The sequence below is a fragment of the Xenorhabdus hominickii genome, from assembly GCF_002632725.1.
Classification (GTDB): Bacteria; Pseudomonadota; Gammaproteobacteria; order Enterobacterales; family Enterobacteriaceae; genus Xenorhabdus; species Xenorhabdus hominickii.
In genome coordinates, this window is sequence record NZ_NJAI01000002.1 from 268,839 (window position 1) to 283,296 (window position 14,458).

Annotated in this window: 11 protein-coding genes and 2 pseudogenes; 3 read left to right on the top strand and 10 right to left on the bottom strand. The window is 42.9% G+C overall.

Features of this window, described 5'->3' with window-relative positions; translation table 11 throughout:
• Positions 1-131: 131 nt before the first annotated feature.
• From Xhom_RS08415 to ybfF, 6 genes and pseudogenes are all read right to left on the bottom strand, one after another.
• Positions 132-573 (bottom strand): annotated as a pseudogene (locus tag Xhom_RS08415) (TolC family protein); the annotation flags it as partial.
• On the bottom strand, positions 566-1,036 hold the full coding sequence (locus Xhom_RS36520; protein ID WP_244590776.1) for an ABC transporter permease: 471 nt from the start codon (positions 1,034-1,036) through the stop codon (positions 566-568). The pseudogene Xhom_RS08415 and the gene Xhom_RS36520, both read right to left, overlap by 8 nt.
• Positions 1,037-1,133: 97 nt before the next feature.
• Positions 1,134-1,757, bottom strand: coding sequence for an ABC transporter permease (locus tag Xhom_RS36525; RefSeq protein ID WP_232326322.1), 624 nt, complete (start codon positions 1,755-1,757; stop codon positions 1,134-1,136).
• Positions 1,750-2,037 (bottom strand): annotated as a pseudogene (locus Xhom_RS08425) (ATP-binding cassette domain-containing protein); the annotation flags it as partial. The gene Xhom_RS36525 and the pseudogene Xhom_RS08425, both read right to left, overlap by 8 nt.
• Before the next feature lie 326 nt (positions 2,038-2,363).
• On the bottom strand, positions 2,364-3,101 hold the full coding sequence (locus Xhom_RS08430; RefSeq protein ID WP_069316535.1) for a class I SAM-dependent DNA methyltransferase: 738 nt from the start codon (positions 3,099-3,101) through the stop codon (positions 2,364-2,366).
• A gap of 291 nt (positions 3,102-3,392) precedes the next feature.
• Positions 3,393-4,172 (bottom strand): esterase, encoded by a 780-nt coding sequence (gene ybfF, locus Xhom_RS08435; protein WP_069318460.1) that lies wholly within the window; start codon positions 4,170-4,172, stop codon positions 3,393-3,395.
• Positions 4,173-4,431: 259 nt separating this feature from the next.
• Between ybfF and seqA the strand changes: the two genes are divergently transcribed.
• Together seqA and pgm are read left to right on the top strand one after the other, a co-directional pair.
• Positions 4,432-4,965, top strand: a complete 534-nt coding sequence (gene seqA / locus Xhom_RS08440; protein ID WP_069316534.1) for a replication initiation negative regulator SeqA — start codon at positions 4,432-4,434, stop codon at positions 4,963-4,965.
• A 98-nt stretch (positions 4,966-5,063) separates the two neighbouring features.
• A complete protein-coding gene (pgm, locus tag Xhom_RS08445; RefSeq protein ID WP_069316533.1) occupies positions 5,064-6,704 on the top strand; it encodes a phosphoglucomutase (alpha-D-glucose-1,6-bisphosphate-dependent) in 1,641 nt (546 codons plus the stop codon).
• Positions 6,705-6,800: 96 nt separating this feature from the next.
• Here the strand turns inward: pgm and Xhom_RS08450 are convergent, their stop codons facing one another.
• A complete protein-coding gene (locus tag Xhom_RS08450) occupies positions 6,801-7,229 on the bottom strand; it encodes an EamA family transporter (protein WP_069316532.1) in 429 nt (142 codons plus the stop codon).
• Positions 7,230-7,520: 291 nt separating this feature from the next.
• Here Xhom_RS08450 and pulA point away from each other — a divergent pair, with 291 nt between their 5' ends.
• Positions 7,521-10,352: a pullulanase-type alpha-1,6-glucosidase gene (gene pulA, locus Xhom_RS08455; protein WP_069316531.1), complete on the top strand. Its 2,832-nt coding sequence runs from the start codon at positions 7,521-7,523 to the stop codon at positions 10,350-10,352.
• A gap of 81 nt (positions 10,353-10,433) precedes the next feature.
• On the opposite strand, the gene kdpE is transcribed toward pulA, so the two are convergent.
• From kdpE to kdpC, 3 genes are read right to left on the bottom strand one after another with little or no spacing between them, the layout of a single operon-like run.
• On the bottom strand, positions 10,434-11,126 hold the full coding sequence (kdpE, locus tag Xhom_RS08460; protein ID WP_069318459.1) for a two-component system response regulator KdpE: 693 nt from the start codon (positions 11,124-11,126) through the stop codon (positions 10,434-10,436).
• A 26-nt stretch (positions 11,127-11,152) separates the two neighbouring features.
• The gene (gene kdpD, locus Xhom_RS08465) at positions 11,153-13,867 is read right to left on the bottom strand and encodes a two-component system sensor histidine kinase KdpD (protein WP_069316530.1); all 2,715 of its coding nucleotides are present in this window, start codon (positions 13,865-13,867) and stop codon (positions 11,153-11,155) included.
• Between the two features lie 3 nt (positions 13,868-13,870).
• Positions 13,871-14,452, bottom strand: coding sequence for a potassium-transporting ATPase subunit KdpC (gene kdpC, locus Xhom_RS08470; RefSeq protein ID WP_069316529.1), 582 nt, complete (start codon positions 14,450-14,452; stop codon positions 13,871-13,873).
• Positions 14,453-14,458 lie beyond the last annotated feature (6 nt).

Genomic DNA, 14,458 nt, shown 5'->3' on the forward strand with positions numbered 1-14,458 from the left:
GGTAAGCCATTGCGCCAACTCAAGGTAGCAGAAAATTCACCGAAAATGGTGGAGCAGGCTGTGATCACAGCCTCAGGAATACACAGTACAAGTTATAACTTTACCGAGGGAACGGTCCCTTATAACTTGGATACAGTAATACTTGCACCGTCATTGTGAAAATTGTTTACCCCCGATTTAGTGTTATCACGAGTCCAGGAAAGCGTGAAACGAGTTCCCAGAGGAGTGAGTAGTGTGGCATTAGGTTGAAGGTTAGTTTTCCTAAAATTGGCATCCTGATTTTTACCAGCAATGTAACTCCCACTTAGCTGTAGCTTTGGTGTAAATCGATCTTCTGCCACCCGCAAATCAAATTTCTGGGCGATACGATCCAGATAAACACTGCGGATCGCGTAGTTATTTCTTAAACCAAGCCATATATCATCGCTCAACGACAGGCCTATAGCCTCTTCTGAGGCTTCTCGATGTAGGTTCTGATAAAACTAATGATTTCTGTTCAGATGCAGAAAATCCTGTTCGAGGAAAAAGGAAAAACAAGATCAGAGAGCCATAAAGGAAATATTTTTTAATCATCACGTAATGCCTGTACGGGTTCCATCTGTGAGGCTTTATGCGCGGGATAAAAGCCGGAAATAAGCCCTGCTGCAATTGAACTACCGATTCCTAAAGGAATAGATAAAGGGGCTAGAGAAAATGACCATCCAGAATAAAGTACAAAAAGAAAGGAGACGATGACACCTGCTAGTGTACCAAGGATTGCACCGGCAAATGTCAATGCAGCCGCTTCATACAAAAAAAGGTGGCGGATATCATGGGATCTTGCACCTAAAGCCATACGTAACCCGATCTCTTTACGTCGGGTTGAAACATTCATAAGCATGACATTTGAAATTGCAATGCCTCCGGTGAGTAGCGAAATGCCCGCCAACCCGATCAACATGAAAGAAAAGGTTTTGCTTTGATCTGCCTGCCCTTTTAGTAGTTGTTGAGCAACCCGAACATCAATTTCAACCGCTGGAAACTTACGCTTGAGCAACGCCAATAAATCTTTTGCATCGGTTTCTGTGGTTGCGGTCGTTATGGTGCGAGATCCGTATTGGGTGATATTTTACGCATGGCATTTATTGGAACAATCACCACTGAATCCAGAGAAAAAGGAAGATGGGGTTTTGCCCTTTTATATCGAAAACACCAATCACTGTGTATAAATAATTGCCAAGCTGAATCTGCTTGCCAATTATCTGGGATACGTTCCCTTGACTAAGAGTAACGGCCACTTCATTACCCATGACCAGATAAGAAGAGTGCTGATCATAATCAGAGATGAATCGGCCATGACGAAGTTGCAATTGCATGACTTTCTCAAGTTCCGCGGAGGAGCCTATCATGGTCAATGTTTCTGTTTTCCCGTTATAGCGCCCAGGAGAAGGAAAATAGATCCACGGTGCTGCTGAAGATAAACCAGGAATAGCTGTTGTTAGGTCGGTCATTTTAATTGATGTACTATCAACCCCATGATTATAGGAGTTCAGACTTGCTGTAATGACGTTGATGTCAAGCCCGCTGAACATCTTCAACGCAGCAAGTGAGGTGTTATGCCCGGTATTAACAAATGCCACAATAGATGCGCAACCAATAGCAATACCAGATAAAGCAAGGAGGGTACTTTTCCCCGTTGCCATTAAGTTACGCCAGGCTTCTCTCCATATCATTAATGCCGACATACCATAGTTGCCGGACTGACGGTTATTATGCATGAATTGTCATCCCTCTGGTTTCATGCAACTGACCATCAATTATACGTAATTCACGCTGCATATGGTTCGCAACCATAGGGTCATGCGTTATTACGACCAGCGTCATAGCGTTGTCTGTGTGAAGAGAAGAAAGTAGCAATAAAATTTCTTCTGCTGTCTGTTGATCCAGGTTGCCAGTAGGTTCATCAGCCAATAGTAATGAGGGCTCTCCGACCAATGCTCTGGCGAGTGCTACTCGCTGTCTCTGCCCACCGGATAAATCTGCCGGAAAGCTTCTTATTATAGGCTTTTCAGAACACTGACAGACCTCGTTGAAAATAGCGGGGTTTTTGCTTTTATAATGAATAATAATATTTTCTGCATTAAAAATATTGATTGCAGTACATTGTAATTATAAATAAATCACTTTTTTATATACCTAATAACAGTATCGTGATTTATCATAAATTATGATAATAGAAATTAGGTTCCCAATCCAGAACAAAAAATATAAGCAATTTTAAAATTGTAATATTATTTAGATTTAACATGAATTACAGTTAAGGAGTAACCATTCAAAAAATATTTCTATGCAAAGCCGTGTAATTACACGGCTTCAGTATATTGTTAAAATTGACAAACCAGCGCAACATCGCTGCAGTTTTGTTGAAAATTATCCCAGAAACCAGGAGGGTAGCTATCAATATCGCTCTGTAACAGCATGGGTTTATGCCATTCAATTTGTTTTAAACCTGATTTATTCATTGCTTCTTTGTACTGTTCACGGCTCCAACGATGCATCGTAAAAGGAGTGGGTGGTGTAGTAAGAAATTCAGCTTTCAGGAGAGTTCCGTCTTGAATAGGTTCTTCACTAAGAATATTCAAGAGATAGTTTTCACAGTTCCCTTTTTCTAATCGATAATCAGGTTCAAGTGTATAAGCGATTAGCTTACCGGAAGGAGTAAGATTATCTGCAATTGCACGGAACATCATTTCAAGTTCTTCAATTGATTCCGCATGGCAGAATAACCAGGCCGCAACTATTAGGTCAAATTTCCCGAATGACTCCATCTTGCAGACATCTCTTATATGAAATTCTATTCCGTCATCATATTCTTGCGATTTTCTTTTGGCAATTTCTATCATTTTATCTGATATATCAACACCAATAATTTTTGATGCACCGTGCTTCTTGAATTCCCGACTGAAAAGACCATATCCACATGCTAAATCTAACACTGATTTTCCTTGAATATCGCCTGATAGATTGAGGATAGTTCGGACTTCTACGTTGATTTGGGCTGCGGAATCTGAAAAACTTTCGTAGAGATCTGCAATAGGATTATATATCGCTTTATCTTTCATTGTTATTTGTCCTTAATTAATTTTAGGGTATTTTATTTATTCGGCGTGTATTATTATTGAATAAGAGTGAGTATATTATAAAGTATTATCTTGGTGCTTATTTGTTTACTGCATGTTAAGGCATTGGTAATAAATTCTATATAATTATTTTTATATTGGGTTCTATTATTTCGGCTGATTTAAAAAAGTAAATAAAATACACTTGTTAGCAGTAAAGTAATTTATTGATGGTAATATTGAGCATGTATTGGATTTTATTATCAACCCACGTTGAGTGGGCTGATAACATAATTATTTTGTTCCCAAAAAACGATGGATTGCTCTAAGTACTGCTTCAGGTTTTTCAGCGTGAACCCAATGCCCACAACCTGCTACAACCCATGCTGTCGCTTGTGGAAATTGACTGATGATATCTTCCCTGTATTCTTCAGTGATGTAATCCGAATTTCCACCGCGAATAAACAGGGCGGGCTGTAACCACGCGGGGATGCGCTCCCAACCGGTAATCTTTTCATACTGTTGTTGCAGTACAGGAAGATTGAATTTCCATTCTCCCTGACGGAATGATTTCAGCAAAAACTGAATGACACCATCTTCCTGAATATCTTGGCGCATAATCTCTGTCGCTGCTTGTCTGCTTTGTGCTCCTGCTGATGTGACGTTATTCAGTGCCGCGAAAATACTGTCATGGCGGCGAATAGGATAAGCGACGGGAGCTATATCAATCACTACGATTTTTTCAATGCGTTCTGGTGCAACAGACGTCATGGTCATGGCGATTTTTCCACCCATGGAATGCCCAATAATAGTGGCTTTGGGCATATTAAGCTTATCAAGGAGAGCCAGAACATCTTGCGCCATATCGTTGTAATCCATGTTTTCCATTTGTGGTGAAATACCGTGATTACGCACATCGATTTGAATGACAGGATAATATTGTTGTAAATCGCGCCCTAATACTCCTAGATTGTTTAAATCGCCAAAAAGTCCATGAATCAGAACAATAGGCGTGGAGGATTGTGGATTTTCCGGTGTGTGGAAATGATAATTTAATTGACTATTTGATTTCATGATTTGCCTGAATTTAATACCATTCATACAATGTTTAATATTGTGTTGTTTAATATCATGACATGCAGACAGTGACAAACTCAATAGGATGAAATAGTTGTAACTGATTGATTTATTTTAGAGGAGAGTCGTTTTTATGAAGGTTGCCAATTTTAAAAAGAATCACTTTAAGTTATTGAAAGTTTAATTGTTTTGTTTTGTAGCATTATATCTTATAATCTCAGAATAATTTTTTCATTAAGAACAGTACTGGATAGAAATGAAAACGATAGAAGTTGATGAAGACCTTTACCGCTTTATTGCAAGCCAAACCCTGCATATCGGTGAAAGTGCATCTGATATTTTACGGCGCATATTGAAATTGGACGCCGGGCAGCCAGTACAAATTACACAGTCTGCCAACGATCCTACATCCGCTGTTAAAGCCCCAGTTGCCCGTTCCCGTGATGCAGTTCGTGTTGTTCGCGAATTACTGCTTTCTGATGAGTACGCCGAAAAGAAAAAATCTGTTGAACGTTTTATGCTCATTCTGTCTACGCTGTATAGTCTGAACAGTGAGAGTTTTTCCAGCACAACGGAAGCGATGCATGGTCGTACCCGCACCTATTTTGCTGGCGATGAGCATACTTTGCTGGCTAGCGGCAAGCAAACCAAGCCTCGTCATATCCCCGGTACACCTTTTTGGGTGATCACAAATACCAACACTGACCGTAAACGTAGCATGATCGAACATGTTATGCAGGATATGAAGTTCCCGGCAAATTTGATTGAAAAAGTGTGTGGCACGATCTAATTTAGTTGACTCTAATTTAGTTAGCTGTTTTAAACCGCTTCATTTTATTTATACTGCACTGTCGGATAAGCCAGTGCGGTCTCTCTTAGGAGAAAAAAGTGGCAATCCATCCAAGAGCAGGGCAGCTTGCCCAGCAGTATGATTTAATTAATGTCGCACAGCTCACCTCACAGTATTACACTCTGCAACCACAATCTGAAAATCCGGCACATAAAGTCAAATTTGGTACTTCCGGTCATCGTGGGAGCGCTGGGCGCAACAGTTTTAATGAAGCACATATTCTGGCTATCTCTCAGGCAATTGTGGAAGTGCGTTTGCAGCAGGGAATTACCGGGCCATGTTATGTGGGGAAAGATACTCATGCGCTTTCTGAAGCGGCATTTATCTCTGTATTGGAAGTGTTGACTGCGAATGGCGTGGATGTGATTGTGCAGGAGAATAACGGTTTTACGCCGACACCTGCTATTTCCCATGCCATCTTATGTTACAACCGTCAGGGAAAAAATTTGGCTGATGGCATTGTGATCACGCCATCCCATAATCCGCCAGAAGACGGTGGCATTAAATATAATCCGCCTAATGGCGGGCCCGCCGATACGGATCTTACCGCTATCATCGAACAGCGAGCCAATGAATTACTGGCGAATGATCTCAACGGGGTTAAGCGACTGCCTTATGAGCAGGTATTGAAAAGCGAATATCTGCACCCACAGGATTTGATCGATCCTTATGTCACTGCGCTGGGTGAAGTGGTGGATATGGAAGCTATCCAGAAAGCAGGTCTAAAAATTGGCATTGACCCACTGGGTGGCTCGGGCATCGCCTACTGGCAACGAATCGGGGAATATTACAATCTTGATTTGACGTTGGTAAATGATAAGGTTGACCAAACATTTCGTTTTATGACGCTGGATCATGATGGTGTCATTCGTATGGATTGCTCATCCCGTTGGGCAATGGCCGGGTTATTGGAGCTGCGCGGTAAATTTGATTTGGCTTTTGCCAATGATCCTGATTACGACCGTCACGGGATTATTACACCGGCTGGTTTGATGAACCCTAACCATTATTTGGCGACGGCGGTAGATTATTTATTCCGTCACCGCCCACAGTGGCCTAAAAACGTTGCTGTAGGCAAAACGTTGGTTTCCAGTGCCATGATCGATCGCGTTGTGGCAGATTTGGGGCGTGAGTTAGTGGAAGTTCCCGTCGGCTTTAAATGGTTTGTGGATGGGTTATATCAAGGCCAATTGGGCTTCGGTGGTGAAGAGAGCGCAGGGGCATCTTTCCTCCGTTTTGATGGTACACCGTGGTCAACCGATAAAGATGGTATCATCCTGTGCTTGCTGGCGGCTGAAATGACTGCAACGACCGGAGAGAATCCACAACAGCGTTATGACAAGCTGGCCGCCCGTTTTGGTACGCCAAGCTATAGCCGCATTCAGGCAGCAGCGACTCATCAGCAAAAAGCGTTGTTGTCTAAATTATCGCCAGAAATGGTGAAGGCAGATATGCTGGCAGGTGATCCGATCACAGCTCGCCTGACAACGGCGTCGGGTAATGGCGCTTCCATCGGCGGCTTGAAAGTGATGAGTGATAATGGCTGGTTTGCAGCCCGTCCTTCAGGTACCGAAGAAGCCTATAAAATCTATTGTGAAAGTTTCCTCGGTGCCGAGCATCGTGAAAAAATTGAGCAAGAGGCGCAGGAAATCGTCAATCAGGTATTTGCTGCTGGTTAATTGATTTCTATTGTTGATTTGAAAAGCGAAAGCCGTAGCAGTTGCTGCGGCTTTTCCTTTTTATAGCAATTGATGGTTGCAATGTGAAGTATTGGCTTATCCCAAAGCGACCATCAAAGCACCTAGGGTAATCAGTGCAACCCCTGCGGCAGCTATCAAAGAAATTTTTTCACTGAACAGAATGACTGCCAGAATTACCGCAAATACCACGCTCAGTTTATCGATAGGAGCCACTTGAGAAACATTGCCATGTTTGATCGCCAGAAAATAGAATAACCAAGAAAGTGCCCCGGCAATTCCACTGAGCAGGATAAACAGCAGAGCCTTGCGATTAGCGAGAATGTCACTGATGAGATTTAATTTTCCCTGCACAACGACTACGCCTACCAGAAACAATGCCATGATGACAGCACGGATGGCAGTTGCTGTATTTGGATCCAAATTTTGTAGCCCAATTTTTCCAAATATAGCTACCAGCGCCGCCATAAGCGCGGAGAGTAAGGCATAAATTAACCATGTACTCATATTCAATTAATCCTATGTGTTACATCAAAAAAATAATTCATCCTTTATCCTCCTCCCCATCTTTATGAATAAAAGGATGAGGAAAAAATGCTTAATACAATATTTAATCATTATTTTAATTTCTATTAAAAGTGAAATGATAGACGTTATTTTTTTATTAAAAAAGGTTTAACCATGAAATCTGATTTTTGGAGAAAGGTTTACCTTATTTTATTCAGTTGCTTATTTATTTTATTACTCACAAATTGCGCTCAAAACAACAATCATTTGTTCAATATTCAGGAGAAACCGATGGCACATAGTGTGAATCAAATAAATAGTGTGAATCAAATATCAAGTGGTGAGCAAATTTATCATTGTTGCGCAGAAATCTCTAATTCCAAGGTAGAAATCACTCAGGCTTCCGCCCATTGGGTAGATAGGCGGACGCTATTATGGCCTGATGGCGCAAGTAAACCCATTATTCGCCTGTATCACAATCAAAACAAGAAAGTTGAAACCAATGAACAAGGTTATTTTACCGATGAATATCTGTCACTTACACCAACGGTTTTGAGTCCCGAAACAGCAAAGAAATTTCCCCATTTAGCGACATGGCCGGCATTCAGTCTGCCCGAAGATACGGATATTGATTTATTACTAACAGGTGATTTGGTGGCATTGGCGGCTAATGAACAAGGCGCGTTATTATCAGCAACCCAAGTGCAAACTGCCGGTGTGTTGGATGACCGTTTCGCTGATATTGCTGAGACACTGGAATATGGCGCACAGGTCAATGATATGGGTGTGATTTTCCGTCTTTGGGCACCCTCTGCGCAAGAGGTTAGTCTGGTTATCTATAATCAGAATAAACAGATGATAGCCAATCATACAATGCGACGTGATGCAGTGAGTGGCTCTTGGTTATGGCAAGGTGATAAAGGATTAATCGGTACTTATTACCGTTACGCTTTGACGATATATCATCCGTATTCCCGTAAGGTGGAACGATATGAAGTGACTGACCCCTACTCTCATAGCCTTTCCACGAATTCGGAATATAGTCAGGTCATTAATTTGGATGATGAAGCATTGAAGCCACAAAATTGGGATAACCTAACTACGCCTCATCTGCAAAATACACCAGCGGATATTGCACGTATGGCCATCTATGAAGCGCATATCCGTGATCTCTCTGCGGCAGATAGCACTGTGCCAGAAACTTGGCGTGGTAAGTATTTGGCTCTTACGGCCAATAACAGTGATATGTTCAAACATCTCAAAGCGTTGAGTCAGTTTGGAGTGACTCATATAGAGTTGTTGCCCGTGTTTGATATTGCCTCCATCAATGAATTTAGCCACAAAATCGCCGATCTTGATCACTCTTTTAGCCGTTTATGCAGAATAAACCCAACGGTGAAAAATAGCCGTTTTGCTGATTATTGTCATAGTTCATTGACTGTGAGAGACGTTTTGCAGCAATTACAACACGATGACAATATTAATAATCCGCAAGTACAAGAACTCAATTCCATGGTGGCAAAAACGGATTCTTATAATTGGGGTTACGATCCGTTTCACTATTCAGTACCGGAAGGCTCTTATGCGACGGATGCAGAGGGTTCAGGGCGAATAAAAGAGTTTCGTTCTATGGTGCAGGCTATCAAACAGCAATTGGGTATGAACGTGATTATGGACGTCGTTTATAACCATACTAATGCAGCAGGCCCTGCATCCCGAACTTCGGTGTTGGATAAGATAGTGCCTTGGTATTATCAGCGCTTGGATGAAATAACGGGTCATGTTGAAAATGGCACCTGTTGTTATGACACCGCACCAGAACATCGCATGTTTGCCAAGCTCATCGAAGACTCACTGATCACTTGGGTTAAGGATTATAAGATAGATGCTTTCCGTTTCGATTTAATGGGCTATCACCCTAAGGCTCAAATTTTATCGGCACTGGCAAAAGTACGTACTATTAATCCCTCGATCTATTTTTTCGGTGAGGGCTGGAACGCTGGGCAGGATGACCGATTCGAAACGGCGTCGCAGACTAATCTTATCGGCACTGGTGTTGGTACGTTCTCTGATAGATTAAGAGATGCTGTACGTGGTGGGGGGCCATTTGATTTTGCGGATGATATTCGCATTAATCAGGGAATAGGTAACGGTGCTGGGACATTACCGAATGAAATTGCCAGATTAGATGTGCATGAAGCACGTCATTTGTTGGATCTGATACGTCTGGGCATGGCGGGTAATTTGGCTGATTTTGTCATGATTGATAAAGATGGGGCAGTGAAAACGGGGCAGGAAATTGATTATAAAGGGGTAGCTGCGGGTTATGCTTCAGATCCCATTGAAGTGTTGAATTATGTCTCTAAACACGATAACCAGACATTGTGGGATATCATTAATTATAAGGCTGCGCATAAAGCGGATCTGATGACAAGGGTTCGTATGCAGGCAATTTCTCTGGCGACAGTATTTCTTGGACAAGGGCTGGCTTTCGACCAGCAAGGGTCAGAGTTATTACGCTCAAAATCGTTTACCCGTGATTCATATGATGCGGGTGATTGGTTTAATCGTGTTAGCTACAACTACAAAGATAATAATTATGATGTGGGTATGCCGGAATATAGTCATGATGGCAAGAATTACCCGTTGATTAATCATGTGAAAAATAGAGTAAAAAAACCAAAGCAAAGTGAATTATTACAGATGATGGCTTTTTATCAGGAACTGTTGCGTTTGCGTCAATTTTCACCATTGATGACACTTGGCGATGGTGCGTCGGTCAAACAGCGCGTTGATTTTGTTAATGTTGGGCCACATCAGCAAATGGGATTGCTGGTAATGACTATTGATGATGGTTATACAACTGATCACGATCATGATGGGCGATTTGATGGTTTGGTGGTGATCATTAATGCTGCACCGAGGTCTGTTACTGTGAAAGATCTTAAAATCAAGGGATTGATATTAAATGATATTCAACGTGAATTGGGTAAGGCTTCTCTAGCTGCTGGGGTGCGAGTCATGGAAACTGGTGAAGTGGCTATGCCAGCTTGGTCAGCCGTAGTGTTGGTTTTACCGCAGGAAGGGAGCCGCGGCACTGGACTACCCGTTCGTAAGAAGTAACGGATAGCTATTTTTGATTTCATGCCTCAAGCTATAGTTTGAGGCATGGTTTTAAGGTATTTACTTTTAAGGGCGATACTCTTAAGGCATAAATCGATAACCGACCGCTGTTTCTGTTAATAAATGCTTGGGACGGGCAGGTTCGTCTTCCAACTTTTGCCGCAGATGCCCCATGTAAATTCTCAGATAATGATTGTGCTCGACGTAATTTGGCCCCCAGACGTGGCTGAGTAAATAGCGTTGAGTCAGTACTTTGCCACTGTTGGTGAGAAATTCGGTCAGTAGCCGGTACTCAATTGGTGTCAGATGAATTTCATCGTTGCCCTTCAAAACTCGACGATTCACCAAATCAACTTGAATATTTGAAAAGTGAATGACAGATTCGGAGTGAGTGGTTTTCGATGAGCGACGGAGGGCAACACGCACTCTGGCGATCAATTCGTTGATGCCAAATGGTTTGCTCAGATAGTCATCCGCGCCACAATCCAGAGCCATGACTTTATCTTGTTCGCTGTCACGAGCGGAAAGAACGATGATCGGAATATTGCTCCACTGACGAATATCGTGGATGAGATCAATGCCATTGCCGTCAGGTAATCCCAAATCAAGGATTAATAGATCAGGTTTACGGGTGGCGGCTTCAATTAAACCTCGTTTTAATGTGTCACACTCAAAAACACGAGAATTTTCACCTTCTAGCGCCAATCGAACAAAACGTCGGATCTCCTTTTCATCTTCAATGATGAGTACTGTATTGTTTTTAATTGTATGCACATTGGCTGTATTCAAATTAATTTTACTCACATTTCCTCAGGAGCATCTTCAATTGTTGGTGGCTCCTGCAACGGTAGAATAAAGTGGAAACTAGCTCCACCTTTTTTATTGTTAGCCGCCCATATTTTTCCACCATGAATTTCAACAATTGCTCGACAGATCGCCAAACCCAGTCCGACACCGGGTATAGCGGATTCTTTGCTGGCACGTGAAAACTTATCGAAAATGAGTTGTTCCTGCCCTTGTGGAATTCCTGTTCCTGCGTCCCAGACTTCGATATGCACCTGTGTATGAGAAAATTTTTTCTCAATGGTAGCTTGTATGCCCAGAGGGGTCTGTTCATGGGTATATTTTATGGCATTTTCGAGTAGGTTGATAAATACACGCTCTAGCAGGGCTGCATCACAATGCAGCAGTAAATCGGACGGAAGGGAAAGTTCTACGGTGTAACGGTTGAGGGTATATTCCAGTGAGCGCAAAGCACTGCCAACAATCTCTTCCAGAGGATACCATTCAAGATTGAGTTGAATGCTGCCTGACTGGATGCGTGCCATATCCAGTAGATTATTGACCAACCTGGAGGTACTGAGGATTTGTTGGCGAATTTGGTTAACTTGTTGGGTATGAGGAGAGTTTTCAGCGGATAAATCTAACATCAGTATTTCTGTTTGCCCAAATAGCACGGTTAATGGCGTGCGTAAATCATGGGATAGCGCCGCCAGTAGCGAGTTGCGCAGTTGCTCCCGTTCGGTTTCCAGCTTGGCAGATTCAGCAGTGTGGGCGAGGTGTAAACGTTCTAGTGCGTTGGCAATCAATCCGGTGAAGGTTTGCAATAACCGTTGTTGTTCTGGTACCAGTAATTGGCGCAGGTTAGGGGATTCAATGGCAAGGATGGCAAATACTTGTGAAGGCGTAGCGATAGGTAGTAATTGATAAGGAACTCCCGATAATGTATCTGTACCTGCTCCAGCGGGTTGCTTTTTATCGAAACACCATTTGGCAATGGCCTCCTCGATTTGCATCTGACCACCGTTATTGGTTTTCACCTGATATAAACGATTGTGGCTATCAGGCAGCAGTAGGCCTGTTTTTGCTTGAAAGCTGTTGGACAGGAAGTGATAGCTGATACGGGCTATATCTTCTTTGTTCAATGCCCGGCTTAGCTCTCGGGTAATTTCGTATAAATGCCGCGTTCGCTGCTCACGATAGCGAGCAACTTTGGCTTGATAGCGTATTCCTGCGGTCAGATTTCCTACCACTACACCGACAATCAGCATAACGGTAAATGTGAGCAGGTATTGCATGTCCGTGACTGCAAGCGACCAGTGCGGTTGGACAAAAAAGATGTCAAAAATGGCGATGTTGATAAAGGCAGCAAAAACCGAAGGCCCACGGCCATAAAACAGAGCGATAATGACAACACCGAGTAAGTAGATTGTCACTAGATTCGCTTTATCTAAGTCGAATAAAAATACGCGGGAAAAAAAAGTGGTAATGGCGCAGAGCACAACGGCCATCACAAAACCCTGAAGCGGGATTCTCCATTTTTCATTTAATTTTCGGGTGTCTCGTTGCTCTTTATCCCAATGTTTTTTGTCTTCAAGTGCAACAATAATGAGATCGATATCAGGGCCGAGTTTTCCCAGTCGTTCTGAGAAGTCGGAACGCCATTTAAAGCCAAAGAGTTTTGAGTTTGCGCCGTAATAGCGACCAATCAGGATCTTGCCAAGGTTGTGTTCTCTTGCATAGCGCAGAATTGCTTTTTCTTCATGGGAATCGGAAAGTGTTGCGGTTTCTGCGCCTAGATCTTGTGCTAATTTCAATGCGTTCAAAATGGTTCGGCGTTGGCTCTCTGGCAGTCGGTGTAGCTTGGGGGTTTCAACGTAAACAGCATACCAGACACAATCGAGCTTTGCCGCCAAGCGAGCCGCTGTTCGGATCAGCTTTTCATTGCCGGCGTTATAACCAATGCACAATAGTAAACTGTCTCGCGTATGCCATACGGGTTCTTTTCCCCGGGTATCACGAAAAGCCCGCATTTGGTCATCTACGCGATCGGCGGTACGACGCAGTGCCAGTTCACGCAGGGCAATCAGGTTTCCTTTACGGAAGAAGTGTTCAATAGCCCGTTCGACCTGACCTGGAATATAAACCTTGCCGTCGTTGAGCCGTTGACGCAGATCATCAGGAGGAAGATCAACCAGAACAACCTCATCGGCATGATCAAACATGTGATCAGGAATGGTTTCGCGGACACGAATACCGGTAATACCGCCGACAACATCGTTCAGGCTTTCTAAATGTTGTACGTTAATGGTGGTCAGGACATCAATTCCGGCTTCCAGTAGTTCATCCACATCTTGCCAACGTTTAGGGTGGCGACAATCTTGAGGGTTACTGAATGCCAGTTCATCTATCAGAATGATGGCCGGATGACGGGCAAGGGTAGCATCAATATCAAATGCCGCAATTCTTCGTTCGTTATAGCGGAAATACTTTGGTGGTAATTGGGGTAAACCTTCCAATAAGGCTGCGGTTTCTTGCCGATCATGGGTTTCAACGACACCAACAATGACATCAAGTCCTTGAGCCAGCAGGCGTTGAGCCTCTTGTAGCATGGCGTAGGTTTTACCGACGCCAGCGCAGGCGCCGAAAAAGATTTTGAGTTTGCCACGTGGCTTTTTGTTTGCCAGCGTTAATAGCTTATCTGGATCGGGGCGCTGAGGTTCATTTTGATCCATATTTTATCTGCCTTTCGGATTCAGATTATCCAGTGCCAGATTAAGTTCCAGCACATTGACTACAGGTTGACCCATGTATTCCAACAGTGGAGATTCAGTGTGTGTCTGAATTAATTTATTGATAACTTTAAGTGGCAATTGGCGAGCGTCAGCTATGCGCTGTGCCTGAAATTCAGCCGCTTCAGGGGATATATGGGGATCGAGTCCGCTACCGGATGCTGTCACGAGATCGACAGGAATAGGACGATTTTCAGAGTGATTAATTAAACGTATTTTCAGAATGTTTTGATGAAATTGGTGGTTCAAAATGGGGTTAGTTTCAGCGAGATTACTGCCTCCAGAGGATAGCGTGTTATAAGGTATTTCTGCTGTCATGGAAGGACGTCCGTGAAAATAGTTGGCTTTGGTAAAATCCTGACCAATTAATTCAGAACCAATCAATTTGCCATTTTTCTCAATCAAAGAGCCTTGAGCTTGGTGAGGAAATAAAACTTCTGCTAATCCCGTTACCAGCAGCGGGTAGGCAATACCGGTGATGAGAGTAAGAAATGTCAGCAGGACAATGGAAGTACGTAACCAGATCATTTTCAT

Excerpts from the sequence above, each read along its gene's own strand:
- ybfF (WP_069318460.1), bottom strand. The coding sequence starts at position 4,172 with ATGAAATCAAATAGTCAATTAAATTATCATTTCCACACACCGGAAAAT.
- kdpD (WP_069316530.1), bottom strand. The coding sequence starts at position 13,867 with ATGGATCAAAATGAACCTCAGCGCCCCGATCCAGATAAGCTATTAACG.
- seqA (WP_069316534.1), top strand. The coding sequence starts at position 4,432 with ATGAAAACGATAGAAGTTGATGAAGACCTTTACCGCTTTATTGCAAGC.
- Xhom_RS08430 (WP_069316535.1), bottom strand. The coding sequence starts at position 3,101 with ATGAAAGATAAAGCGATATATAATCCTATTGCAGATCTCTACGAAAGT.
- pulA (WP_069316531.1), top strand. The coding sequence starts at position 7,521 with ATGGCACATAGTGTGAATCAAATAAATAGTGTGAATCAAATATCAAGT.
- kdpC (WP_069316529.1), bottom strand. The coding sequence starts at position 14,452 with ATGATCTGGTTACGTACTTCCATTGTCCTGCTGACATTTCTTACTCTC.
- Xhom_RS08450 (WP_069316532.1), bottom strand. The coding sequence starts at position 7,229 with ATGAGTACATGGTTAATTTATGCCTTACTCTCCGCGCTTATGGCGGCG.
- Xhom_RS36525 (WP_232326322.1), bottom strand. The coding sequence starts at position 1,757 with ATGCATAATAACCGTCAGTCCGGCAACTATGGTATGTCGGCATTAATG.